At 62.6% G+C, this 22,793-nt stretch carries 18 protein-coding genes; 17 read left to right on the top strand and 1 reads right to left on the bottom strand.

Features of this window, described 5'->3' with window-relative positions; genetic code table 11:
• The first annotated feature begins 7 nt into the window (after nt 1-7).
• The 17 genes from tssF to LOY34_RS15275 all read left to right on the top strand — a co-directional run bounded on the left by tssF (nt 8) and on the right by LOY34_RS15275 (nt 21,284).
• Entirely contained in the window at nt 8-1,774 is a 1,767-nt protein-coding gene (gene tssF, locus LOY34_RS15195) for a type VI secretion system baseplate subunit TssF (RefSeq protein ID WP_258663444.1), read from the top strand.
• Nucleotides 1,738-2,763, top strand: coding sequence for a type VI secretion system baseplate subunit TssG (gene tssG / locus LOY34_RS15200; protein ID WP_258663446.1), 1,026 nt, complete (start codon nt 1,738-1,740; stop codon nt 2,761-2,763). Before tssF ends, tssG begins: the two co-directional genes overlap by 37 nt.
• A complete protein-coding gene (gene tssJ / locus LOY34_RS15205) occupies nt 2,760-4,175 on the top strand; it encodes a type VI secretion system lipoprotein TssJ (RefSeq protein ID WP_258663449.1) in 1,416 nt (471 codons plus the stop codon). Before tssG ends, tssJ begins: the two co-directional genes overlap by 4 nt.
• A 37-nt stretch (nt 4,176-4,212) precedes the next feature.
• Nucleotides 4,213-5,559, top strand: a complete 1,347-nt coding sequence (gene tssK, locus LOY34_RS15210) for a type VI secretion system baseplate subunit TssK (protein ID WP_195884363.1) — start codon at nt 4,213-4,215, stop codon at nt 5,557-5,559.
• Nucleotides 5,552-6,358: a type IVB secretion system protein IcmH/DotU gene (gene icmH / locus LOY34_RS15215; protein WP_195884364.1), complete on the top strand. Its 807-nt coding sequence runs from the start codon at nt 5,552-5,554 to the stop codon at nt 6,356-6,358. The genes tssK and icmH overlap by 8 nt, the downstream gene beginning before the upstream one ends.
• 120 nt (nt 6,359-6,478) lie before the next feature.
• A complete protein-coding gene (locus tag LOY34_RS15220; RefSeq protein ID WP_045197961.1) occupies nt 6,479-6,991 on the top strand; it encodes an Hcp family type VI secretion system effector in 513 nt (170 codons plus the stop codon).
• A gap of 75 nt (nt 6,992-7,066) precedes the next feature.
• Nucleotides 7,067-7,324, top strand: a complete 258-nt coding sequence (locus tag LOY34_RS15225; RefSeq protein ID WP_195884365.1) for a PAAR domain-containing protein — start codon at nt 7,067-7,069, stop codon at nt 7,322-7,324.
• An 18-nt stretch (nt 7,325-7,342) separates the two neighbouring features.
• On the top strand, nt 7,343-9,709 hold the full coding sequence (locus LOY34_RS15230) for a type VI secretion system Vgr family protein (RefSeq protein ID WP_258663454.1): 2,367 nt from the start codon (nt 7,343-7,345) through the stop codon (nt 9,707-9,709).
• Complete coding sequence (locus LOY34_RS15235; protein ID WP_195884367.1) at nt 9,709-10,578, top strand: VRR-NUC domain-containing protein; 870 nt, start codon at nt 9,709-9,711, stop codon at nt 10,576-10,578. The genes LOY34_RS15230 and LOY34_RS15235 overlap by 1 nt, the downstream gene beginning before the upstream one ends.
• Before the next feature lie 2 nt (nt 10,579-10,580).
• Nucleotides 10,581-12,137 carry a DUF3396 domain-containing protein gene (locus LOY34_RS15240; protein ID WP_258663460.1) on the top strand — a complete coding sequence of 519 codons (1,557 nt, stop codon included), beginning with the start codon at nt 10,581-10,583 and terminating at the stop codon, nt 12,135-12,137.
• 98 nt (nt 12,138-12,235) lie between these two features.
• Entirely contained in the window at nt 12,236-13,228 is a 993-nt protein-coding gene (locus tag LOY34_RS15245; RefSeq protein WP_195884369.1) for a DUF6708 domain-containing protein, read from the top strand.
• A gap of 75 nt (nt 13,229-13,303) precedes the next feature.
• A complete protein-coding gene (locus LOY34_RS15250; protein WP_195884370.1) occupies nt 13,304-13,519 on the top strand; it encodes a hypothetical protein in 216 nt (71 codons plus the stop codon).
• Between the two features lie 276 nt (nt 13,520-13,795).
• The gene (locus LOY34_RS15255) at nt 13,796-14,995 is read left to right on the top strand and encodes a DUF2169 domain-containing protein (RefSeq protein ID WP_258663464.1); all 1,200 of its coding nucleotides are present in this window, start codon (nt 13,796-13,798) and stop codon (nt 14,993-14,995) included.
• A 174-nt stretch (nt 14,996-15,169) separates the two neighbouring features.
• Nucleotides 15,170-16,909, top strand: coding sequence for a dipeptidase (locus tag LOY34_RS15260; RefSeq protein ID WP_195884372.1), 1,740 nt, complete (start codon nt 15,170-15,172; stop codon nt 16,907-16,909).
• A gap of 113 nt (nt 16,910-17,022) precedes the next feature.
• Nucleotides 17,023-17,673: a hypothetical protein gene (locus LOY34_RS15265; protein WP_195884373.1), complete on the top strand. Its 651-nt coding sequence runs from the start codon at nt 17,023-17,025 to the stop codon at nt 17,671-17,673.
• Between the two features lie 144 nt (nt 17,674-17,817).
• Nucleotides 17,818-20,433 (top strand): autotransporter outer membrane beta-barrel domain-containing protein, encoded by a 2,616-nt coding sequence (locus LOY34_RS15270; protein WP_408980882.1) that lies wholly within the window; start codon nt 17,818-17,820, stop codon nt 20,431-20,433.
• Entirely contained in the window at nt 20,433-21,284 is an 852-nt protein-coding gene (locus LOY34_RS15275) for an alpha/beta hydrolase (RefSeq protein WP_195884374.1), read from the top strand. The genes LOY34_RS15270 and LOY34_RS15275 overlap by 1 nt, the downstream gene beginning before the upstream one ends.
• Nucleotides 21,285-21,298: 14 nt before the next feature.
• Here LOY34_RS15275 and LOY34_RS15280 read toward each other — a convergent pair whose 3' ends face one another.
• Nucleotides 21,299-22,774 (bottom strand): TolC family protein, encoded by a 1,476-nt coding sequence (locus LOY34_RS15280; RefSeq protein WP_045194002.1) that lies wholly within the window; start codon nt 22,772-22,774, stop codon nt 21,299-21,301.
• Nucleotides 22,775-22,793: the final 19 nt, after the last annotated feature.

The following is a 22,793-nucleotide window of genomic DNA, read 5'->3' on the forward strand; positions in this document are numbered from 1 at the left end:
GAAGACCATGAGCTTGAAACAACGCTTTGCCGATGAACTGCGTTACCTGCGCGAGCTGGGCCGCGAGTTTGCCGAAGACAACCCGCAGCTGGCGCAGTTTCTCGGCGATCAGGCCGGCGACCCGGACGTCGAGCGCCTGCTGGAAGGCTTCACCTTTCTCACCGCCAAGCTGGGCATGAAGATCGACGACGACCTGCCCGAGCTGACCCATCCGTTGCTGCAGATGCTCTGGCCCAACTACCTGCGCCCACTGCCCAGCGCCACCATCGTGCGCTTCGAGCCGCGGCCTGACGCGATCACCCGGCGCAAAGTGCTGCCCAAGGGCACGCGGTTGTTCGCCAAGCCCGTGGATGGTGTGTCGTGCGAGTTTCGCACCTGTACCGAAGTCAGCCTGTTCCCCCTGGCCATGCAGGAGGTCAGCGATGCACACAGCCGCGAGACCTCAATGCTGCGCATCGATCTCAAGGTGCTGACCCCGCAACCGCTCAACAGCCTGGAGTGCGAGCAACTGGATTTTCACCTCAGCGGTGACGACGCCACGGCCCAGACCCTGTACCTGTGGATTGCCCACTACCTGAAACGCCTGACCCTGCATATCGATGGCAACACCTACGGGCTGTCGGCCGAGAACATCGGCTTTCCCGGGTTCAGCGCCGAAGAGGCGCTGCTGCCCTACCCGCGCAATGTTTTCGACGGCTACCGGATATTGCAGGAGTACTTCGTCTTCCCCCAGCGTTTTCACTTCTTCAGCCTCACTGGCCTTGCCCGGGTATGGCCGGCGCTGAGCTGCGGGCAGATTCGCTTCGAGTTCGAATTCTCCCGGCCCATGCCGGCCAACATGCGCCTGTGCACCCGCGACCTGCAGCTGTACTGCGCACCGGCGGTCAACCTGTTCAGCCACGATGCCGAGCCCATTGCCCTCGACGGACGCCAGCTGGAGCGGCGTATCCGGCCTGCGGGCAAGCACCCTGAAGCGTACGAGGTATTCAGCGTCGACCGGGTAGCCGGCTGGGATGCCAGCGACAAGGAACGCCAGGGCGAGCCGCTGCGCACCTTCACCCCTTTCGAGTCGTTCCAGCACGAGATCGAACTCGCCCGCGGGCGCACCGCCCTGTACTTTCGCACCCACATCGAAGAATCCCATGGCCGTGATGGCCTGATCCATCGCATCGCCTTTGTCCGCGGCGACGAGAGCCTGTACATCGGCGAGCGCGAAACCGCCTCGATCGAGCTGACCTGCAGCAACCGCGACCTGCCCCAGGCCCTGGGGGTCGGCGATCTGTCGTTGTCGACCGAGGCGACGCCTTCGTTCGCCACCTATACCAACCTGATCGCGCCGACCCGCGCCTACCGGCCGGTACTCGACAGCAGCCTGCACTGGACGCTGATTTCCAACCTGTCGCTCAACTACCTGTCGCTGCTGTCGGCCGAGCCGCTCAAGGCGGTGATTCGCGCCTACGACTTTGCCGCCCTGCATGACCTGCAGCAGGCCCGGGCCACACGCAAGCGCCTCAATGGCATTGGAAAGGCCCAGACCTGCGCGGTCGACTGGCTGATGAAGGGCCTGCCGGTGCGCGGCCTGCAGACCTGCCTGCACCTGGACCAGCAGGCCTTTCTCTGCGAGGGCGACCTGTACCTGTTCGCCAGCGTGTTGTCACGCTTCTTTGCCCTCTACGCCAGCATCAATTCCTTCCATCGCCTGGAAGTGATCAACACCACCAACAACGAGCACTATGAATGGCCACTGTTGACCGGCAGGCAACCCCTGATCTAGCCCAAGCGCTGCTGGCCGACGCCCGCAACTATTCGTTCCATCGCCTGCTCGAGCACCTGCACGCCCTGCACGGCGACGACCTCGAAGCACTGCCTGCGGCCCTGGCCACGCGCCGCCGGGTTCGCCTGCAGAGCCAGGCCAGCCTCGGCTTTCCGGCGTCCGACGTAACCCAGGCGGGCGTGCTGGCCGACGACGGCAGCGGCAACCAGCGTTATCGGGTACAGACCAGCTTCTTCGGCCTGCAGGGCAGCGACTCGCCCCTGCCCGCCTACTACCTCGACCGCCTGGCTTACGAGCAGGCCCAGGAGCGCGGGATTCGCCCGGCATTCCTGGACTTTTTCAATCATCGCCTGCTGACCCTGCTGCACCAGAGCTGGCGCAAGTACCGCTACTACATCCGCTTCCAACCCGGGGCCCGCGACCGTTTTTCGCGTTATGTGTTTTCTCTGATCGGCCTGAACGACAACGACCTGCGCGGTGCTACGCCCTTGCCCTGGGGCCGCCTGCTGAGCTTTGCCGGGCTGATCGCCAGCCGCAGCCGGCCGCCGTCGATGGTCTCCGGCATCGTCGAGCATTGCTTCGATGTACAGGGCGTCTACCTACGTGAGTTCGAACGGCGCACCGTGCCCGTGCCCTCGCGCCAGCGCCTGGTGCTGGGCGAGCACAACGGCCAGCTGGGCAACAGCTTCGTGGTTGGCGAGCGCACCCGGACCCGCGCCAGCAAGTTCACCCTGGTAATCCCCAACCTGTCGCAGGCGCGCTTTCGCCAGTTTCTGCCCAGTGGTACGCAGTTCGCCCGCCTGCGCCAGTTGCTGGAGTTTCTGCTGCGCGACGTGACCGCCTACGATCTGGAGCTGCGCCTGTGCGCAGAGGACGTACCGCCGTTCAACCTGCAGCGCCAGGGCGGTACCCACCTGGGCTGGACCAGCTTCATCGAGAGCCAGCAACAGCGCCACCCTGCCGTGGTACGGATCAGGGGGCGCGCATGAAGCTGACCCTGGTGATCGCTAATCCGGCGCAGCTGCTGCATGGCTGCCTGCCCAGCCGGCGCATGGATTACCGCGGCGGCCTGATCGGCAGCTACGGCTGCGACTGGCTGCTGCGTGACCGCTCTGGCCGCGTGCGCCCTCAGCACTGCCGGATTCACTGGCATGAAGGCCGCTTCTGCGTCACCGACCTGTGCGACGGCACCTACCTCAATGGCCATGACCTGCCCCTGGGCCGCGGCGCCACCGTTCGCCTGAACGAAGGCGACTGGCTTAAGGTCGGTGTCTACCGGATCGTCGTGCACCTGCACAGCGCTGCCTGTACCGACGATGACCCACGCCACCTGAGCCAGCGTTCGCTGGCCGAGCTGCTCAGCGGCCACGAGGACGGCCTGGAGGACTGGCACGCCAATACCCGCCCGCTGCAGCCAGCGCCTGTGCCTGTGCCTGCCCCGGCCTTGTGCGCGGATTTCGATCGCCTGTGCCGGCCACTGGATCCGCGCGAACAGCACGACCCGATGCTGGGCCTGGGTGCGCCGCCGTCGATGCCGCTGGCAACAGCCCATCGCCAGCCCGCACCCAACCACCGCCACCCGCCTGTTGCGCGTGGCAGGAAATACCCGGCAGCGGCCAGCTCACTGCGCCTGGGCCTGTTGCTGCTGGCAGCCCTGACCCTCGGCGGCTGCACACTGCTGGGCAAGCTCGGCCAGGTGATCGTCGACCCTTCGACGCCGGTGGGCGGGCCCGGTGATCAACCCAGCTACTACTCGCTGAGCCTGCACGCCAGCGATGACGTCAACCGCCGCCTGGTCACCCCCGGCAACGCGCCAATGGCCGCCGAACACCCCGCCGAGGCGCCCTACCGCCTCGACATCAAGGCCAGCAGCCCCCAGGCCCTGGCAGACAAGCTGCAAGCGGTGCTCGAGCATCTGTACGAAAACGCCCCGGCGCAGTCACCCATCCTTGAGGAACCTGAGCCTGAAGCCCGGGCGTCCTGGGTCGAGGAGTCGCCCCTGGGCGATTACCAGGCTGCCGGCGTCCACCTGGCTACCTCGGCGCAGCACCTTGCCCCGCAACTGATTGCCACGCCGGTGGCGTTCAGGGTCCTGCAACTGAGCGACGACTCGTTGCTGATCAGCGCCAGTGCCCAAGCCCTGGCGCTCGACCTGAAACACGCCCTGGGCAGCACCTATATCCGCGTCGACGACTACCTGTTGCGGCCCGGCCAGTTCAAGTTCATCGACCCACAGCCCCTTGATGAGCAGACGCGCTTCGTCGCGGTGATCGCCGACTACCACAACGAGGAGGTCAGCCAGTGGAAGCAGCTGCTGCGCGTCGAACCCAAGGGCCGGCGCTACGCGTTGCTGGTCGAGCTTGGCCAGGCGCAGGTCGAGCTCAAGGGTGAAACCCGATGACGCCAGCTTGCGCCCCTTACCTTCAGAGAGCCCGACAATGAGTTCACGCCACCCGGTCATTTGGCACGAGGGTTTGTTCGTCAAACCCCAGCACTTCCAGCAACAGGCACGCGCTACGGAGGCCGCCGCGCAACAGCGGGTCGAGAGCCTCAACCCGGCGCCGTACGGCTTCAGCGAGCTGGAGCTGAACAACGAGTTCCTCAATTTTGGCAAAGTGGCTATCAACCGCGCGCGCGGCATCCTGCCTGACGGCAGCGTCTTCGACATCCCCGGCGACCTGGCCCCGCCAGCGCCACTGGAAATCAGCGACAGCGGCCTGGTCAACCAGGTGGTCTACCTGACGCTGCCGCTCAAATCCGCCGCAGGCCTGGAGGTGCGCTGGCCCGAGCAGTACGCCAACAGCCGCTACATCGCCCAGCGCAAGCCGGTGCATGACATCCACAGCGAAAGCGGCGACCAGGTGGAAATGAACCTGGCGGTCCCCAACCTGCAACTGATGCTCGAACGCGATGACCGCAGCGCCTTCACCAGCATTGCCCTGGGCAGGATCCACGACAAGCGCCCCGACGGCAGCCTGGTGATGGACGAGCAGTTCTATCCCACCAGCCTGTCATTGCAGGCGGTGCCGGCGCTGCAGCGCTACCTGGGCGAAATCACCGGGCTGATGCGTGAACGGGCGCGCAACCTGGCCGAACGCATCGGCTCGCCCGGGCAGTCCGGGGTGGCCGACGTCACCGACTTCAACCTGCTGCAAACCCTCAACCGCTGGTACCCGCTGTTCCAGCACCTGAACCGGCAACGCCACATCCACCCCGAACGCCTGTACATCACCTTTGCCCAGGCCTGCGGCGAGCTGGTGACCTTCACCGATGAGAGCCACCTGCCCGAGGAATGCCCGGCCTATCAGCACGACAGCCTGCACCAGTGCTTCAAGCCCCTGGAACTTACCCTGCGCCGGGCCCTGGGCACGGTGCTGCAACCACGGGCGGTATCGCTGCCGATCGAAACCCTGGAGTACGGCGTCATGAGCGCCGCACTGGGCGACAAGCGCCTGCTGGACAACGCCGAATTCATTCTGGCGGTACGCGCCAGCCTGCCGCTGGAGACCTTGCGCCAGCAGTTGCCGCGGCAGATCAAGATCAGTTCCAGCGAAACCCTGGGCCGGCTGATCAGCCTGCAACTGCCGGGCATCCCCTTGATCCCCCTGCCGGTGGCGCCACGCCACCTGCCGTTCCACGCCGGCTTCAGCTACTTCGAGCTCGACCGCCACGACCCGGCCTGGCAAAGCCTGCACAGCGCCAGCGGCTTTGGCTTCCACATCGCCGGTGACTTCCCTGAGCTTGAGCTGCAGCTGTGGGCCATCAGGAGTGAAAAAGATGCGTGATGCCAGCCAGGAGACGCGCAATCAAGAGCTCCACGTTGACGCGGTGCTGCACAAAACCGGCAACCCCGCCGGCGCTCCCGGGCCGCTGCGCTGCGACCCGCAGTTCGACTTGCGCGGGCTGTCGTGGAACCCCCTGTGTGATGCCGCCATGCCGCTGATCGGGCTGGTCCTGCGCCTGCATAGCCTGGACGCGCACGATGAGGTGCTGGCCTTGCGCCAGAGCATTCACAACCAGATCGTCACGGTAATGGAAGAAGTCGCCCAGCTCGACTACCAACCCAGCACCCTCAAGGCCTACTCCTACAGCCTCTGCCTGCTGGTGGATGAAGTGGTCATGAGCAGCGCCTGGGGCTTTCACGGCGAGTGGCGACAGCAGCCGTTGCTCAGTGCCTTGCACCATGAATCCTGGGGCGGCGAAAAGTTCTTCACCCTGCTGGCGCGCATGTCCAGCGAAGCGGCCAAGTACCAGCACGTCCTGGAGTTCATGTACCTGTGCCTGTGCGTGGGCCTCAAGGGCAAGTACGGCAAGCAGGCCAATGGTGAGGCCGAGGTGCAGAAGATCATCACCCAGTTGCACGGCGTGCTGCGCCCGCTCAGGGGCGAAACGCCCACGCAGTTGACCGAGCCGCTGCGCAACATTGCCCCACGCAATTACCGGCTCAAGCGCAGCTTGCCGCTGTGGACACCCTGGGCCCTGGCCGCCGTGGTCCTGGTGGGCGCCTACAGCGCCTACGCCCTGCGCCTGAACAGCATCAGCGAACAGGTGCTGGTGTCGCTGGAACGGATTCTCAGCCTTTGAACGATTTTCAGCGCGCCCCCGGGCGCCTGCAAAGCCTGGCCCATCGGGCCAACACACTCACCGTCATGGCGACGGTGGCGACCTGCGGGTCGTTCAATCGAACGCGACACGGAGCATGTCATGCCAACACCTGCCTACATCAGCATCCACGGCCAGAACCAGGGCCACATCACCAAGGGCGCCTTCACCGCCGACTCGGTCGGCAACGTCTATGTCGAAGGCCATGAAGACGAGATCCTCGCCCAGGAAATCGATCACCAGATCACCACCCCGACCGACCCGCAGAGCGGCCAGCCGTCGGGCCAGCGGGTGCACAAACCGCTGATCTTCACCAGCGCCCTGAGCAAGGCCTCGCCGATGCTCTACCAGGCCCTGGCCACCGGCGAAATGCTGCCGACCGTCGAGGTGAAGTGGTTTCGGACTTCGGTAGACGGCAAGCAGGAGCACTTCTTCACCACCAAGCTGGAAGACGCCACCGTGGTCGACATCCACACCGTGCTGCCCCATGCCCAGGACAGCGACAACGCCAACTACACCCAGTTGATCAAGACCAGCCTGGCCTACCGCAAGGTCAGCTGGAGCCATGAAGTGGCCGGCACCGAGGCCTCTGACGACTGGCGCAAACCGGCCTAACCGCTGCGCCCGTACCGTTGCGCCACGGCTCGCCAGTGGCGCACCCCTTTCCTGCTGCACCGATCAGGAGGCGATATGCCTGCCATCGTACTGCTTGGCCACAACCATCACTGCCCCACCTGCGGCCCGACCACGGTCGACAGTGGCGCCGACAGCTTCACCGTCAACGGCCGCGCCATTGCCCGGGTTGGTGACACCCTCGGCTGCGGCGCCAGCATCACCAGCGGCTCGTCGTCGATGACCATTGGCGGCCATTCTGTGGCCCGGGTCGGCGATACCACCGACCACGGCGGCACCCTGGAAAACGGCGACCCCAGCTGGCTGGTCGACTGACCCTACAAGGAGCCCCCCATGCCCCGCCAAAGCGACCTGCGCTTCACCTTCGAGCCCCTGCAGGGCGACGCCTTCGAGGTGGTCGAGTTCCACCTCGAGGAAGGCCTGTCCCAGCCCTTTCGCCTGAGCCTGGAGCTGGCCAGCCACGACCCGGCCGTCGACTTCAACCGCGTGCTCGACCTGGCCGCGCTGTTCACCCTGTGGCGGGGCGACACCCCGGTGCGCTACGTGCACGGCCTGGTCAGCCTGTTCAGCCAGGGCGACACCGGCTTTCGCCGCACCCGCTACCGCGCCGTGCTCGAACCCAGCCTGGCACGCGCCGGCCTGCGCTCGAACTGGCGCATGTTCCAGGGCCAGAGCGTGCCCGAGATCATCCTCGCGGTGCTCGAGGCCCAGCGCCTGAGCGAGGTCAAAACCTACCTGTGCTTCGACCATCCGCCGCGCGAGTACTGCGTCCAGGCCGGCGAAAGTGACCTCGACTTCATCGCCCGCCTGGCCGCCGAAGAAGGCCTGCTGTACAGCTTCGAGCACCGTGCCGACGGCCATACCCTGTGGCTCACCGACCGCGTCGGCGGCCTGGGCACCATCGGCACCCACGAGCACTGCCCGGTGCTCTACCAGCCGCTGGCCGGCGGCGACAGCGCCGAGCCGGCCCTGCAGCGCTTTCACTACACCGAACAGGTGCGCAGCGCGCGCCAGGTGCAGCGCGACTACACCTTCACCCACCCCTATTACAACCTGCAGCACAACGCCGTCGGCGCCAGCGACCTCGACCATCAGCACAGCGACTACGAACGCTACGACTACCCCGGCCGCTACAAGCGCGACGCCAGCGGCAAGCCCTTCACCAAAACCCGCCTGACCGCCCTGCGCAGCGACGCCCGCCTGGCCCATATGGAAGGCGATGACGCGCGCCTGCAGCCGGGCCTGGCCTTCGACCTCAACGACCACCCGCGCGAAGACTTCAACGACCGCTGGCGCACCATCGCCATCGAGCACCACGGCACGCAGCACAGCAGCCTGCTCGAAGAGGCCTTCGGCAGCGACAGCGGCACCGCCTACCGGCTCAGCGCCAGCGCCATCCGCTGGGACGCCGACTGGAAAGCGCCGCTACGGCCCAAGCCGCGCATCGACGGCCCGCAGATCGCCAGCGTGGTCGGCCCGCCGGGCGAAGAGATCTACTGCGACGAATGGGGCCGGGTCAAAGTCAGCTTCCCCTGGGACCGCGACAGCCACCAGGACGACCACAGCTCCTGCTGGATCCGCGTCGCCCAGGGCTGGGCCGGCGCCACCTGGGGCGCCATGGCCATCCCCCGGGTCGGCCAGGAACTGATCATCAGCTACCTGGACGGCGACCCCGACCAGCCCATCGCCACCGGCCGCGCCTACCGCGAAACCAACCTGCCGCCGTATCAACTGCCCAAGCACAAAACGCGCATGACCATCAAAAGCCGCAGCCACAAGGGCCAGGGCTTCAACGAGCTGCGCTTTGAGGATGAGCTGGGGCAGGAAGAGGTGTTCATCCATGCCCAGAAGGACAAGAACGTTCATATCAAACACAACAATGGGGTGTTTGTTGGCAATGATCGCAGTGAGAAGGTCGAGCGCGATGAGCAGATCGAGATCGGCCACGACCGCAGCGAACGGGTCGGTAACGATGAGCGGGTTGAGGTTGGGCAGGATCAGCATTTGCAGGTGGGGCGTGATCGCTTTCAGACCATTGGCCGCAACCACTCGCTCAACATCGGTGGCGATCGTATCGAGGAGGTAGCCAACAATCGAGTAGAGAAGATTGCCGCTGACTATCACTCCGAAGTTGGAGGCAACGCCCAACATTCGGTGAGAAACGCCTATCAGCTGTCTGCCCGCCACAGTATCGAGCAAAAGACTACCCGCTTCGAAGTTGCCGCAGGCGAGCGAATCGAGCTCAAGGCCGCTGGCGGGAGTATCACCATCGATTCCAGGGGCATCACCCTCGACGGATTGACCATCCATTTCAAGGGAACGGTGACCAGCGATGCAAAAGGATCGGGTAATTCGTTTACCCATGCACCTCCCTCTCCCGCTCCACTCGGCAATTTCTTGGGCCGCTACACGCTGGTGAAGAACGATCAACGCGCCTTCTCAGGTTACCGGTACCGCATCAGCACTGGCGCGAGCGTACTCGCCGAAGGCTTGACCCGCACTTCAGGCGAAACCGATTGGGTGACAACCGAGAACGTCCAAGCCGTGCAGGTCCATAAGGCCGTCATGCGTGAAGACCAACGGATCACCGAGGACTGGCAGTCAAAAGTGGCTGCGATCGACTGGCAAGCTGCTGAGTACAGTGCCGATGAATTGTTTCCGGACGCATTGATTGACTATTACATGGGAGTAGAGGACTGATGCCAGCCCCCGCCGCTATTGCGCGTGTCATCGAGGCCGCCTATCGCGCCTACAGGGCGCATCAGGTTTCTGAGGCAGTAAAGAGCGCAGCAGATCTGGCCGAATTCGCGCACGAGATTACTGAACGCAGAAACAAGATCAAGCAAGTTCTTCAAACCACCATAGAGAAGATGGCGCAGGAAGTTGACACTAAGAGTTCAACCTTTGCTCAAGTCGACCACGGTGGCAATAGCACCGTCTCCAGAAGAGGCAATGAAAATATAACGTTCAAGGAGTTCATTGAGCGCAAGGTTCCCTTTCGCCCTGCCATTAGCCAGGTGTGTACCACTGCGTTGCAAGTCCCCATCAAAACACCTCGACGGATTCGCAAGAAGATGGGTGATGAATTGGTCAACAGCACAATCGAGATCGCACTCAAGCAACTCACTGCCTCGTTGTTTTTCGAAGCCATTGACGAAGCGCTGGACTGGCACAGCCCACTCAAGGCTGAACCCAATTACAACCGTGCCAGCAGCAAAGCTCTGCTGGGTGAACCACCGACACGGCCCAAGCGCTTTGGCAAGGTGACGTCATTCTGGCCGCGACCTCGGGGAAGCCTTGCACCGGACTTGGTGGTAGTCGAGTACCGACAAGAACCCTTTGAAATCGAAAACGTTTTTGCGGCAGTCGAAATCAAGTTCCCCAGGGATTGGGCCAAGGCGATACAGATAAAGGAATACGTCGACCTCATGACGCCAAAATCCGGGGGGAATCGAGAGAAGATCGGCAAAGAAAAAGTAGCACTGCTGCGGGTTCCGGAAGATTGCACTGGCTTCGAAGCGGAAGAAAAGAAAAAAACTGTACAGAAAGGCAAAGGTGGAAGGAGCTAGCCATGAGCACTACGCACGAACTATTTGATGACGAAGAGCGCCGCGACTTTATTGATTTACTCAAGGAGTGGCCAAATTCATATTGGGGGACAGATGAGGCTCGGCACAGTATCAGCCCATTTACAACCTTCTATTTCTTACCCAAAGAAGAAGAAAACAAAGAAATTTCAGCACTGTTAGTTGATATTCACGAGGAGTTTGAACAGCTGGCCGGGTACCCCTATAGCATCTTCATGCACGGCGCCGCTGCACGCCCTCGTCGCTATGATGCATTGCACCGCCCTGACCTTAGAAAACTGGCCAGCAAGACTGAGCCGTACGAATACTTTGTCTTCGAGTTCACCGATGAAGAAAACCATGCCTCTTCACCGACGACGGCCGGCTACTTTTGGCGCAGCAAGTTCAAAGCGGCCGACTGGAAAACAGCCTATTCATCGATTGTCTTTTACTACCGCTGGCAGTGGTGGCTGGACAACCGCGAGGCGTGGCGCACATTTGTGCTCAAGACCATCGACCGGCTCAAAGCCGACCAGGTCTATAGCGGCTTTGCCATGGCCAACCCGCTGGAGTTCGGCACACGTGCCGCCGTCACCACCTGGGAGCGCGCCTTGACACCTGCGTTCTACGGCTTGGATATCGATTACCCGTACGGGATGGACAACGAGTTACTCGACGGCATTCGCCCGCCCACGTGGGCCTTTTTGCTCGCCGACCCCTGGCGCGAGAAACTTGACCTGACGCGTGAGCAAGTGCACAACGCCCTGGCGCATCCGCGCATCAGTATCACCGAATTGCAATGCGGCCTATGGATCGAACTGGGCGAACAACCGGAGCTCTATCCCGCCGAGTATGGCGTGCCTGAGTTGCCAATGCTGTTGAACAAATTGTTAAAGCCCATTCGCTACGACGACTTGGGCTTATTGGGATTTGGTCAATGGGACGGCGATCCCAACGAGCGCTTCACTGACGCGGACGGCCGTCGCTGGATGGGCCGCTTTGATGCCGACAGCGACTGGCCTACACCCTTCATGCGCGTTGGCGCGCTGCCGACGAAGACGTGCACTCTACCCCCTGCACCGGCATGCGCCGTCGCCGGTATGCCATGCCTCCAAGCCGGGGTTTGGCGCATGGTCGGCCAGGCGGACAGCCGCCGAGTGTTTGAACAGGGGGACATCCTGCCCCACTTGAGCAATGAGTCGGATGACGGCTTTGTTATCTGGCAGCGCGACCCCGACCAGACCCCGCCGGAACCGGCTCGTTACGCCAACAGCCATGAGCCAGCTCCTCGCGCAGGGCGCTGGGAACTTGAGAGCGACCCGTGCGTGTCATGCGAACTGCGCGTGAATGATCTGCTCCCGCTTCATGCAGATCAGATTGTGCGCTGGCGCTGGCTTGGCTTCGGGCTTCGTGTACTCAGTGGGTCACTGTGTCCATATCCTGGAACATGGGTATGTGAGTACAAAACTGGCAGCAAGCGCTTTTTCGAATACGAGGCCCCTATGCCGACCATCGACGGCGAAAAAGTCGTCTGGTTTTGGTTGACCCTATCGCCCCTGTGAGACTTGCTACTTGGTGATCATTGACTGCAACAACCACTCGCTACAGCCCAAGCAGAACGTACAAGCCGCGACCAAAACGCCATAGAGAGCACTTTCCAATGTACATATTTGAATGGGTCCTGTTCGACGGGCGCAAAAAAGTAAACCACAACACATTAACAAAAGATACCAGCAACCAAAAAACCAATCCCAAAACCTTGCTACCGATTCGAGTTACCCAGCGGGTATCCAGTACCATTTCGGACAACCTATCCTTTTACTCTTATACTCCCACATACATAGACGCACGCACTCCCAACGATGAAAAACGCGGACTGATCACTTTAATCCCAGGCGTCGGCGGCGCATTACCACTCTGCATGTTAATGTCATCACTTTATTACATTGGAGGCTATTACATATCTGCCTTCTCAGAAACTGACGAACAATTAAACTCACTTGACTATGCATTCATGTGGGTAATACCAGCAATTCCTGCAACAACCCTGTATTTTTACATTAAACATGTTGCCCCTTACCTCCGACTCGAACTTTTTACCGCTCGTAGACTGATCGTCCGCTTCAACCGCATCACCCGCAAGGTCTACCTGCTCCGTCCCAAGCACCTGGGCGGTATCGTTGCGCTGGACTGGGACGCGGCCGAGGTCTGCATTGACCCGAACATGTCCGAGCTGGAAGGCACCGGCGGCTTTGTCATGTTGGGCTGGGACAAGGAAACCCGGTCCGTACGGGACGCCGACGGCAATTTGAAGGATGACTTCGAAGTCACCCTGGTGGGTAGACCTACCCGCAATGCCTCGGAGTTATTGGCGTTCTGGGAATATATCCGTCGTTATATGGATGAAGGCCCTGAAGCCGCACCCAAACCGACGAAGCTGATTGGCAAGTTCCCCTGGCCATGGCGTTCGTTCATGGCCGTCTGGCGCCTGGACAGCCGTTTGATAAAAACCCCTGCGCTGTGGGTGTTCGTGCTCGTTTACAGCTTGCTGTTGCCACTGATCGTGATCCACGCCTTCGGCCATTGGGTTTCCCTGTTGCTGTGCTATGAGCCGAAGTTCCCCAAGTCCATCGAAAAGGCAGGCATCGAATGAGCCTTGCAAGCGTGGACTTGCGGGCTGCGTTGCCAGCCGCCCTTCCCCATCTATTACCGGTGCACTTCCCAACCCTTGTCCAACGAAAACAACGAGCAGCAACGCGCTAAGTTCCAGCAGCGCTATGACCAGCAGCTGGCAAGCTTCCAGCGCATCATCGACGGTGCCGGCCGAGCCTACGCCGGGGCCTGCCGCACGCCGGCCTTTTTATGCTGCGAACAGCACGATTACGACGGTGACGATTTTGCCTCGGGCCAGGCAATCTCGCCCGGCGCCTCGCGCCCAAGGTGAAATGGCCGGAAGATCTGGACCTGGAATCACGGACGGCCCCTTGATGCCCGTAAAAGAAACAGCCCCTAGTCAACAAAAATCCAGATCTCATCCGACATATCTGACAGACAAAAGCAAAGAGCTATGTAGGACGTGTCTGATTTCCATCTCGTCTCTTGAGGCACCAAGCCCCACCCACCTAGATTCCCCTGACGCGTCCCCTGCAGCCTCAGGCTCAGGCTCAGGGCGCTACCCCAATCAACGGCAAGGATGTCGACATCAATTCAAGGACCCACGATGGAATTTCACAACCAGACGCCCTTTGCCGCGGTGTGTTTCAGCGCGCTCGACCCGCGGGGCAACGAACATCCCGTGGTGGTCATCAAGGTTGGTTATCGCCTGCTGCCGATTGCCGGCCAGCCGGGGCACTGCAGTGCCGAAGTGATGGCTGAGGAACCGGCCCTGCTCTGCGCCGCCGATCGCTACTTCGGTGAACAAGGCCGCAGCAGTGTCTATGAAGAAAGCGACCTGGCGCCGTTCAAACCGCGCTGCGATGTGATCGTCAACGGCCATGCCCACGCCCCCGGCGGCGAACCGGCAACGTCCTGGACCGCCGGCATCCGCTTGAGTGCGCCCCAGGGCGAAACCGCGGGCGACATCCTGCTCGACAAACAGCTGCGTTTCAGCGGCCCGCGCTACTTTGAACACGGTCTGTTCAGCGGTTGGCGCCTGTCTGCCGCGGAGCCTGCCACCTGCGTGCCGCTGCGTTGGGAGTATGCCTTTGGCGGTAGCAGCGTGTTGCCCAACCCCGGCTACCCGGGCACCAGCGCCGAGCCCTACCTGCTCCATCAGGTCTGCTACAGCAACCCTCTGGGCCGGGGCTGGATCGAAAAGCGTCACGAAAAGCACGCCTGGTCCCTGCAAACGCCACTGCAACGCCTGGCAGCCCCGCAAATCGAAGCACTCGAGCGGCCGGTGACCCACCTGCACATCACTCACCACCCGGACGGCGATATCAGTGCGGCCGACATGGCCCAGCTATCGGCCACCTACGGTTACTGCCCGGCAGGCTTCGGGGTGGTGGGCCGGGACTGGGCACCACGCCTGGCCCTGGCCGGTACCTATAACAAAGCCTGGCAGGCAAAGCCCTGGCCCGGGCTACCCGCCGACTTCGACTTTGCCTACTGGAACGCTGCCCCTATCGACCAGCAAATTGACTTTCTTCCCGCCAGGCTGCGCATCGAACTGTTCAACCTCACGGCTCCAGCCCTGGGCCACAACGGCCAACTCTGCGTCGAACTGCCCGCGCACCGGCCCTTCGTGCTGATGCACCTGCGCAGTGGCGAAGTCCTGGCGCTGCCCCTGTTCACCGACACCCTGCACATCGATACCGATGCCATGACCCTGTCGTTGACGCACCGGATCAGCCTGCCCCGCCCGGATGACATCGAGGCACTGGAGGCCTGCTTCGATGCCGAGCCGTGCGCGGCTGACTGAAAACTCCACGCCATTCCCTCCCGACGCTTTTTCGTTTCTGCGTCGCTTTTACGTTTCTGTGCGACACATCCCACTTCAGGCACTCCCGTACCAGGCCCTCATGGTGGTAGCTTGGAAATGTTTTGTTGCACCCATCCTTTCTCATTATTTGCCTGCAAAGGAATGCCCCCCGCAATGAATTTCGCCCTGAAAAAACTGGCTGCGGCCACCTTGATGCTGGCTGGCCTGGCATCGATTACCACGCCTGCCTATGCCAACCTCACCCCACAGCAAAGCGCAGCCATTCTCAAAAGCTTCAGCGACACTTCGGTCAAGGACTTCCGCCAGTTCCTCGCCAGTGTGGCGAAAAGCGAACTCGGCAAGGCCGACAAACTCGACCAGAGCATCGCCGCCTTCCTCGCCAACCAGCAGCTGACGGCTGAACAACAGAACGAAATCCATCGCCTGCTGGGCATCTATGCGCGGGTCAAGTACGGCGATGCGGCCACCCAGACCCTGCGTGAGCTGGTGGCCATCCCGACCTTCCGGGTCGACGGCGTCGAGCAGCATGACAACCCCGAGTTCATCAAGATCGCCGAGAAGATCAAAGGTCTGGCCAAGGCTTTCAACCTGAACTTTCGTAACATCGACAACCGTGTCTATGAGATTTCCCTTGAAGGCAAAGGCGATGAAGTGGTCGGCATCCACGCCCACGCCGACGTAGTACCGGTGACGCCAGAGAACTGGGTACTCAAGGACGGCACCCGCCTTGACCCGTTCAAGGTCACCCTGATTGGCGATCGCATGTACGGCCGCGGCACCGAAGACGACAAAAACGGCATCGTCGTGGCGATGTACGCGATGAAGATCATCAAGGAAGAAAAGCTGCCACTGGCGCGCAACTTCAAGCTGCTGGTCGACACCACCGAAGAGACCACCGGCGACGCCATCCCCTACTACTTCGAACGCAACCCCACGCCCAACTACAACCTGGCGCTGGACGGTGGCTACCCGGTGGTGATCGCCGAGAAAGGCTACGGCACGGTCATGGCCAGCTTTGCCCGCCGCGCAGGCGAAGGCAACGGCGCTGAAATCACCACCCTGAGCGGTGGGCTGGCCACCAACCAGATCCCTTCGACTTCGGTGGCGACCCTGGTGACCGACAAGCCCGCCGAACTGGCAGCCAGCCTGCAAAAAGCCGGCGCTGAGTACGTCAAGGCCAATGGCGGCAATTTCGAGGTCAGCGCCAAGGCCGACGGCAAGGATGTAAAGCTGACCGTCACCGGCGTCTCGGCGCACTCCTCTGAACCTGAGTCCGGGGTCAACCCGGTGGCGCGGATGCTCGGCTTCATCAACGGCCTTGATGGCAAGGTTGCGCTCAAACACAACCACATCACCGACGCCGCTCGCTACGCCGCCGACAACTGGGGCCTGGACTACCTGGGCGGCAAACTGGGCGTGGGTTTCTCCGACAGTTTCATGGGCCCGCTGACCACCTCGCTGACCTACGTTGGCCTCGATGACAAAGCCTTGAAACTGGCGGTCAACCTGCGGGTGCCAAAGGGCAAAAGCCCGCAAACCCTGAAGAGCGAAATCGCCGGCAAGCTGGATGCATGGAGCAAGCAGAGCCACATCAGCCCGACCTTCGACTACTCGATCGCCGAGCCGATGTACCGCAACCCCGAGGGCGAGTGGGTCAAGGCGCTGCTGGCGGTGGCCAGCGAGAACCTGGGCATGAAGCACGAATTCGGCACCTCCGCAGGCGCCACCTCGGTGCATGAACTGCCCAACGGCGTGCAGTTCGGCCTGGCCATGCCCGACGTCAAGTACACCGGGCATAACGACAACGAGTTCAAGACGGTGGAGCAGTTCCTTCTGGACCTGCAGGTGGTGACGGAAATGATGGGGCGTGTCGGGCAACTGCCCAAGCTCTGACCCATGCAGCAGGCCCGCTGTTGTGGCGGGCGTGCCTTGCGCAGTTTGTTAGACGCTATCGCACCACTTGCAGGTTATGATCCACCAACGTCCCTCCATGGAATGGATAAAACATGCACAAGCCCCCACCCAGGTCACGATTGCTCAGGGCCGCAGTGTCTGCACTGGCCATCGCCAGCATCAGTGGCTGCCTGACCAGCAAGTTGTACGAGCCGCGAGCCAGCGATGAAGTCTATACCGAGCAGGTTGGCCAGCTCTATGTGACGGCAGACCAGAAGAGCTTTGTGGTGCTGGGCAAAAAGTACCATTACTTCATCCTCGTCGAACCCGCGCTGTTGCAGGCGATTCACTCAGGGTTGCATGCCAGGATGCAGGCCGAGTTTCTGCCGGTTCACGTCAGCATGTATGAAACCCTGGACGGCGAGTTCGAGCTCAGGATTCCCGGGCTTGCGCAACTCCAGGCACATGAGATCAACGAGGCAAAAGCGCTGGGCTTTGTGGTCTCAACGCAACAGGACGCCCTGGTGCGTCGCTACAAAATTCAAGGCAGCCGATTCGAGGCGAGAAAGGACATCAGCGCCCTGGAGGGCAACACGCTGAACAGCACCTACACCCTTCAGGTTTCGGCCTACAGAGAAAAGAGCAAGGTCACCCAGGTGCTGCTGACACCGGTCACTGTCACTGCGGATGGCGTGTTGATGATCCTCGCCGTGCCGCTGCTGCCGGTGGCGTTCATGGCGGCGCAACCGTTCCGGGTCAAATAGCACTGGTATAGCCAAATGATATCATTTTGACGTCAACTAATTTACCATCGCCGCGCTCTTCTGCGTGGCCCTGTCTTTTTGTCAGCGCAAGGTCCAGCCCCGCACGGAAGCGAAGCACTTAAAACGCCGCTAAAGGAATGAACCGTGACCCCCGTGATGTTCCGCAAAACCCTGCTCGCCCTGGCCGTAACCGCCACCGCCCTGCCCGCCCTCGCTGAAACCGTGCAACTGACCAACGCCGGCTTCAAAAGCGAGCACCAGCGCTACAGCGGCAACCTCGAGATCAACGGCGCCTACAGCGGCGGCAGCGACGAAGATGCCATCGAGCTCAATGGCTCGAGCATCGAGAAAGACCTGATTCTCAACGCCACCATCAACAGCACCGGCGACTTCGCCGGCGGCGTCGATATGGACGTGTGGGAAGGTACGCAGCCGTGGGTGGCCAACAGCGTTGGCGGCGACGTGATCAACAAGGGCAGTATTTCTGCCATCGGCGGTGGCGCCAACGCGCTGATGATCGACCCGGCCAAGATCGGCGGCAGCGTCATCAACGAAGGTTTGCTGTACGCCGAAGGTGCGCCATTGAGCGACGACGGCGGCCGTGATGTTGCCCGCGCCGTGGATTTCTCCGGCTCGTCGGTGATCAAGGGCGACCTGCTCAACGCCGCCAGCGGCAAGATCATCGCCAAGGGCGAAGATGCCAAAGGCATCAACCTTGAAGGCGGCGAGATCGTCGGCAAGGTCATCAACCGCGGCCTGATCGAGGTCACCGGCGCCGGCGCCACCGGCATCGACGCCACCACCAGCGGCTCGGGCATGTACACCGACATGGTCGACCTGGCCGGCATCGAGAACCACGGCACCATCATTGCCAATGGCGACGACGCCGAGGGCATCCGCATCGACGGCGCCAGCTTCACCGGCATGAACAACCACCTGGTCAACACCGGCACCATCCGCGCCGAAGACGCCGCCATCGCCATCGGCTTCAGCGACTTCGACAGCCCGGGTGCCCAGCCCTGGTACAAAACCGAAGGCGACTTCAACATCTTCAACAGCGGTTCGATCATTTCTGCCGACGAGGCCATCGACGCCTCGCAAAGCAACCGCCCGGTCGAGCTGATCCTGCGCAAAGGCAGCGTCATCGTCGGCAACCTGATCGACCTGAGCAACATCGAGATCGAAGGCGACACCTCCTTCACCGGTACCGACAGCCGCGCTGACGGCGCCAACATCCGCATGAAAGACGGCGGCTGGATCGATGTCGGCGGCCTCAGCGAAGACCTGAAAACCACCCTGACCTTCGAAGCCCCGCACACCAGCATCGACGGTAACCTGTACGTCGCCGGCAACTCGGCCCTGGGCCTGAACCTGAGCAGCGCCACCGACGCCAACCGCGCCGTGCTCAAGGTCAGCGGCACCACTCAGTTCGGCCAGGGCGCCCAGTTGCAACTGGCGGCCAAGGGCGAAGACTTCAACGCCAATGGCAGCCGCTACACCCTGCTCCAAGCCGGCCAGATCGAACTGCTGGGCGCCGACGGCGAAACAGTCGACCCGAATGGCAAACTCAACCTGGTCAGCAGCTCGGCGCTGCTCAAGGTCGACAGCTTCACCGTCGACAACAACCAGGTGGTGGCCGTGGTCACCGGCAAGGGCAAGGAAGAAGTCGAACAGATCATCACCAACCAGGGGGGCTCGGCCAACAGCCAGAAAGCCCTGGGCAGCCTGACCGCCGACGGCATGATCAGCAAGATGGCCAACAACGACCCGTTCAAGCAGGCGCTGCTCAACGCCGACGAAGCCCAGGTCGCCAAGCTGGCCTCCGAGCTGACCCCGGAAACCAACGGCGGCGCGACCCAGGCGGCCACCACCAGCCAGAACCTGGTCAGCAACGTCACTGGCAGCCGCACCAGCTCGCTGCGCGGCGCCTCCTCGGGTGAAGGCTTCAAGGAAGCTGGCGTCTGGGTGCAGTCGCTGTACAGCGATGCCAGCCAGGACCTGCGTGACGGCGTGGCCGGCTACAACGCCTACAGCCGCGGTATCGCCGTCGGTGCCGATGGCAAGCTCAACGACAACCTGACCCTGGGCCTGGCGTACAGCTTCATCAACACCGACGTCAACGGCAAAAGCGGCAACCAGACCGAAGTCGACAGCCATGCTTTCACCCTCTACGGCGGTTTCGAGCACGGCAACTACTTCGTCGATGCCAGCCTGACCTACGGCTTCAACGACAACCAGAGCAAGCGCAGCATTGCCGGCACCCAAGCCAAGGCCGACTACGACAGCGACCTGCTGGGCCTGAACCTGGTCGGTGGCTACACCTATCACATCAACCCGCAAGTGCTGGTCGAACCGCGCCTGGCGGCCCGCTACAGCCTGGTCAACATCGACGGCTACCGTGAAAAAGGCTCTTCGGCAGCGCTCAAAGTCGAAGACCAGCGCTATGAAGCCATCGAGCTCGGTGCTGGCCTGCGCGTGGCCGGCAGCGTCGCCCTGGGCGCCGGTACCCTGGAGCCGCAAGCCAAGCTGATGGCGTATCACGACTTCGCCGCTGACGAAGCAAAAAGCACCTCGACCTTCCTGCTCGGCAGCACGCCGTTCGTGACCAGCGGTGCCAAGGCGGCGCGTGACAGCTATGAAGCCGGCGTGGGCGCCGACTACAAGCTGGGCGCGGTAACCCTGGGCGTCAACTACGACTACATCGGCAAGTCGGGCTTCGATGCCGACGTGTTCTCGGCGAAAGTCCGTTACGACTTCTGATGAGTCAACACCTTGCCGGCCCACACCCGTGGGCCGGCGTCGGTCGAACCTTGGGGGCGCTGCTGGTCAGCGCCCTTCTTGGTGCCTGCCAATCCCCCTTTCAAGCGCTGCAGGAGCTGGCTGAACAGCACGGTCGCCACGTACAAATCGTGCCGGGCCAGGCATTCCCGCTGGTCCTCTTGCCGCCGTCTGAGCAACGCCCCACCGAGCGCCTGCGGGTGTACCTGGAGGGCGACGGCCATGCCTGGGCCACGGCTAGCCAGCCGAGCCTCGACCCCAGCCCGCGCAACCTGCTGGTGGCGCGCCTGGCGATCAATGATCCAGCCCCCAACGCCTACCTTGCCCGGCCCTGCCAGTTTGTCTCGGCTGCAGGCTGCACGGCGGCGCTGTGGACCGATCGGCGTTTTTCCCAGGAGGTGGTGACCAGCCTCAGCCAGGCCCTGGACCGGCTCAAGCAGCGCGTTGGCAATCGCCAGTTCGAGTTGGTGGGCTATTCAGGTGGTGCGGCATTGGCCGTGCTGCTGGCCGCGCAACGGGACGATGTCGCGCAGATCCAGACCCTTGCCGGCAATCTTGATCCAGGCTTATGGGTACAGCTTAAAGGCTTGTCGCCCCTGAACGGTTCGCTCGACCCGATGGTCTATCGCCAACGCCTTGTAGCATTGCCCCAGCGCCATCTGCTGGGCGGCCGCGACCAGGTGATCAGCGCCGAGATCAGCGCCAGTTTTCGCGGCACGCAGGCATCCAGCCGGTGCAATCAACGGGTGATCATCCCGGCTGCAACCCACGAGCAGGGTTGGGAGACAGCCTGGGCGCTTTGGCAAGGCCAGGCGATCGGGCCCTGCCCCTGAACCCAGGCATCGCCTCACTGTGCCCAGCGCGCCTCGCTGTTTTGTAGCGCCGAGGCAATGGTCGCCAACTTGCCGTCCGGCAGGGTGTCCGGCAACAGGTCGGTACCGGAGCTGACGTATAACTGCGCATAGGCATTACGCAATTCGGCATACGACAGGTCGCGCTTCAACTGTGTCTGCAGGTTGTTCAGCTCGCCCTGGATCAGCTCCAGCTCACCAATGTTCTGGGTCTGGTAGCGGTTGCGCAGTTGCTCGGCGATCTGCCCGTCGAGTGCCGCCAGCTCTTCGCTGGTGCGAAACTGCCGTGCGGCCTCGTTGTAGTTGGCGTTGGCCACGTACAACTGCGCCAGCACCGCCATCGACATCGCCTGGCGGCGCGCCGCCGCGACGTCTTCGCCGGCCTTGGCGACCTTGATGGCCGCCGGTGCCGAAAGCACGTTGAACAGGTTCCAGGTCACCTTGACGCCGTAATCCGCCCAGCTCTGGTTGACCAGGAAGGAGTTGCTGTCGTAGTGCCCGCCGGCCGAGAACTCCAGCCCCGGCAGCAGGCGCAGCATGGCCTTGCGGGTTTCGGCGGCACTGATCCGCGCCTGGTAGTCCTGCTCGCGCAGTTCCGGGCGGCTGGCCAGGGCCTGTTGCTCCAGGCGCGTGAAGTCGCCCTTGAACTGCGGCACCGTGTAGCCCTCTTCCGGCGCCAGGCTGAAGTCGGTGTTCAGCGGCAGGTTGATCAGCGCCGCCAGTTCCGTCTTGGCCAGCGACAGCGCGCGGCGCTGCTCTTCGAGCTGGCGGGTCGCCTCGATCAACGCACGCTGGTAGCTGAGCGACTGCACCGGGTCGCCAATGCGCTGGCTGCTCATGTGCTGGCTGTTGTCCCGGGCCTGGGCCACGCGGCCCATCAGGCTGTCGATCTGGGTCAGCAGGCGCTGCGCCGCGACCGCCCGCCAATAGGCCGAGCGCACGTCCTGGGTGATGGTGTGGATGACCTTGCGGCGCCGTTCCTGGAGGATCAGGCGCTGGTCGGCCTGCTGCTTGGCACTGACGTAGCTGACACCGAAATCCAGGACGTTCCAGACCATGGTCAGGTCCGCCACTTCACGGTCGCGGTCCTGGGAGGTCGACGGCTCCAGGGACTGGGTGCCGGTCTGCACGCTCTGGCTGCTCGAAGCGCTGACATTGTTGCGCCCGGCGTAGCCGGCTTCCATGGCCATGCGTGGCAGCATGTCGAAGCGCGCCAGGTCGACCTGGCGCTTGGCCAGGGCTTCTTCCATGACCTTAAGGCGTGATTCGAGGTTGTACTTGACCGCCCGGGCCATGGCCTGGTGCAGGGTCAGCGGGCCGTTGAGCGGCTCCTGGTCCTTGAACATACTGACCAGGTCGGTGCGCGCGCGCTCCTCGCTGATGCTGCGCTCGATCGGTTCGCTGGTAACCGCACATCCGCTGATTGCCAGCGCCAGCAAGCTGGCGCTGAACAGTTTCTGACTTTTTTTCATCCTTGGGCCGCCCCCTGGT

Origin of the sequence: Pseudomonas sp. B21-009 (genome assembly GCF_024749345.1) — a bacterium.
Classification (GTDB): domain Bacteria; phylum Pseudomonadota; class Gammaproteobacteria; order Pseudomonadales; family Pseudomonadaceae; genus Aquipseudomonas.

What these genes read in the sequence shown, in the direction of transcription:
- tssF (WP_258663444.1), top strand. Translation starts at nt 8, where the DNA reads ATGAGCTTGAAACAACGCTTTGCCGATGAACTGCGTTACCTGCGCGAG.
- tssG (WP_258663446.1), top strand. Translation starts at nt 1,738, where the DNA reads ATGGCCACTGTTGACCGGCAGGCAACCCCTGATCTAGCCCAAGCGCTG.
- tssJ (WP_258663449.1), top strand. Translation starts at nt 2,760, where the DNA reads ATGAAGCTGACCCTGGTGATCGCTAATCCGGCGCAGCTGCTGCATGGC.
- tssK (WP_195884363.1), top strand. Translation starts at nt 4,213, where the DNA reads ATGAGTTCACGCCACCCGGTCATTTGGCACGAGGGTTTGTTCGTCAAA.
- icmH (WP_195884364.1), top strand. Translation starts at nt 5,552, where the DNA reads ATGCGTGATGCCAGCCAGGAGACGCGCAATCAAGAGCTCCACGTTGAC.
- LOY34_RS15220 (WP_045197961.1), top strand. Translation starts at nt 6,479, where the DNA reads ATGCCAACACCTGCCTACATCAGCATCCACGGCCAGAACCAGGGCCAC.
- LOY34_RS15225 (WP_195884365.1), top strand. Translation starts at nt 7,067, where the DNA reads ATGCCTGCCATCGTACTGCTTGGCCACAACCATCACTGCCCCACCTGC.
- LOY34_RS15230 (WP_258663454.1), top strand. Translation starts at nt 7,343, where the DNA reads ATGCCCCGCCAAAGCGACCTGCGCTTCACCTTCGAGCCCCTGCAGGGC.
- LOY34_RS15235 (WP_195884367.1), top strand. Translation starts at nt 9,709, where the DNA reads ATGCCAGCCCCCGCCGCTATTGCGCGTGTCATCGAGGCCGCCTATCGC.
- LOY34_RS15240 (WP_258663460.1), top strand. Translation starts at nt 10,581, where the DNA reads ATGAGCACTACGCACGAACTATTTGATGACGAAGAGCGCCGCGACTTT.
- LOY34_RS15245 (WP_195884369.1), top strand. Translation starts at nt 12,236, where the DNA reads ATGTACATATTTGAATGGGTCCTGTTCGACGGGCGCAAAAAAGTAAAC.
- LOY34_RS15255 (WP_258663464.1), top strand. Translation starts at nt 13,796, where the DNA reads ATGGAATTTCACAACCAGACGCCCTTTGCCGCGGTGTGTTTCAGCGCG.
- LOY34_RS15260 (WP_195884372.1), top strand. Translation starts at nt 15,170, where the DNA reads ATGAATTTCGCCCTGAAAAAACTGGCTGCGGCCACCTTGATGCTGGCT.
- LOY34_RS15265 (WP_195884373.1), top strand. Translation starts at nt 17,023, where the DNA reads ATGCACAAGCCCCCACCCAGGTCACGATTGCTCAGGGCCGCAGTGTCT.
- LOY34_RS15275 (WP_195884374.1), top strand. Translation starts at nt 20,433, where the DNA reads ATGAGTCAACACCTTGCCGGCCCACACCCGTGGGCCGGCGTCGGTCGA.
- LOY34_RS15280 (WP_045194002.1), bottom strand. Translation starts at nt 22,774, where the DNA reads ATGAAAAAAAGTCAGAAACTGTTCAGCGCCAGCTTGCTGGCGCTGGCA.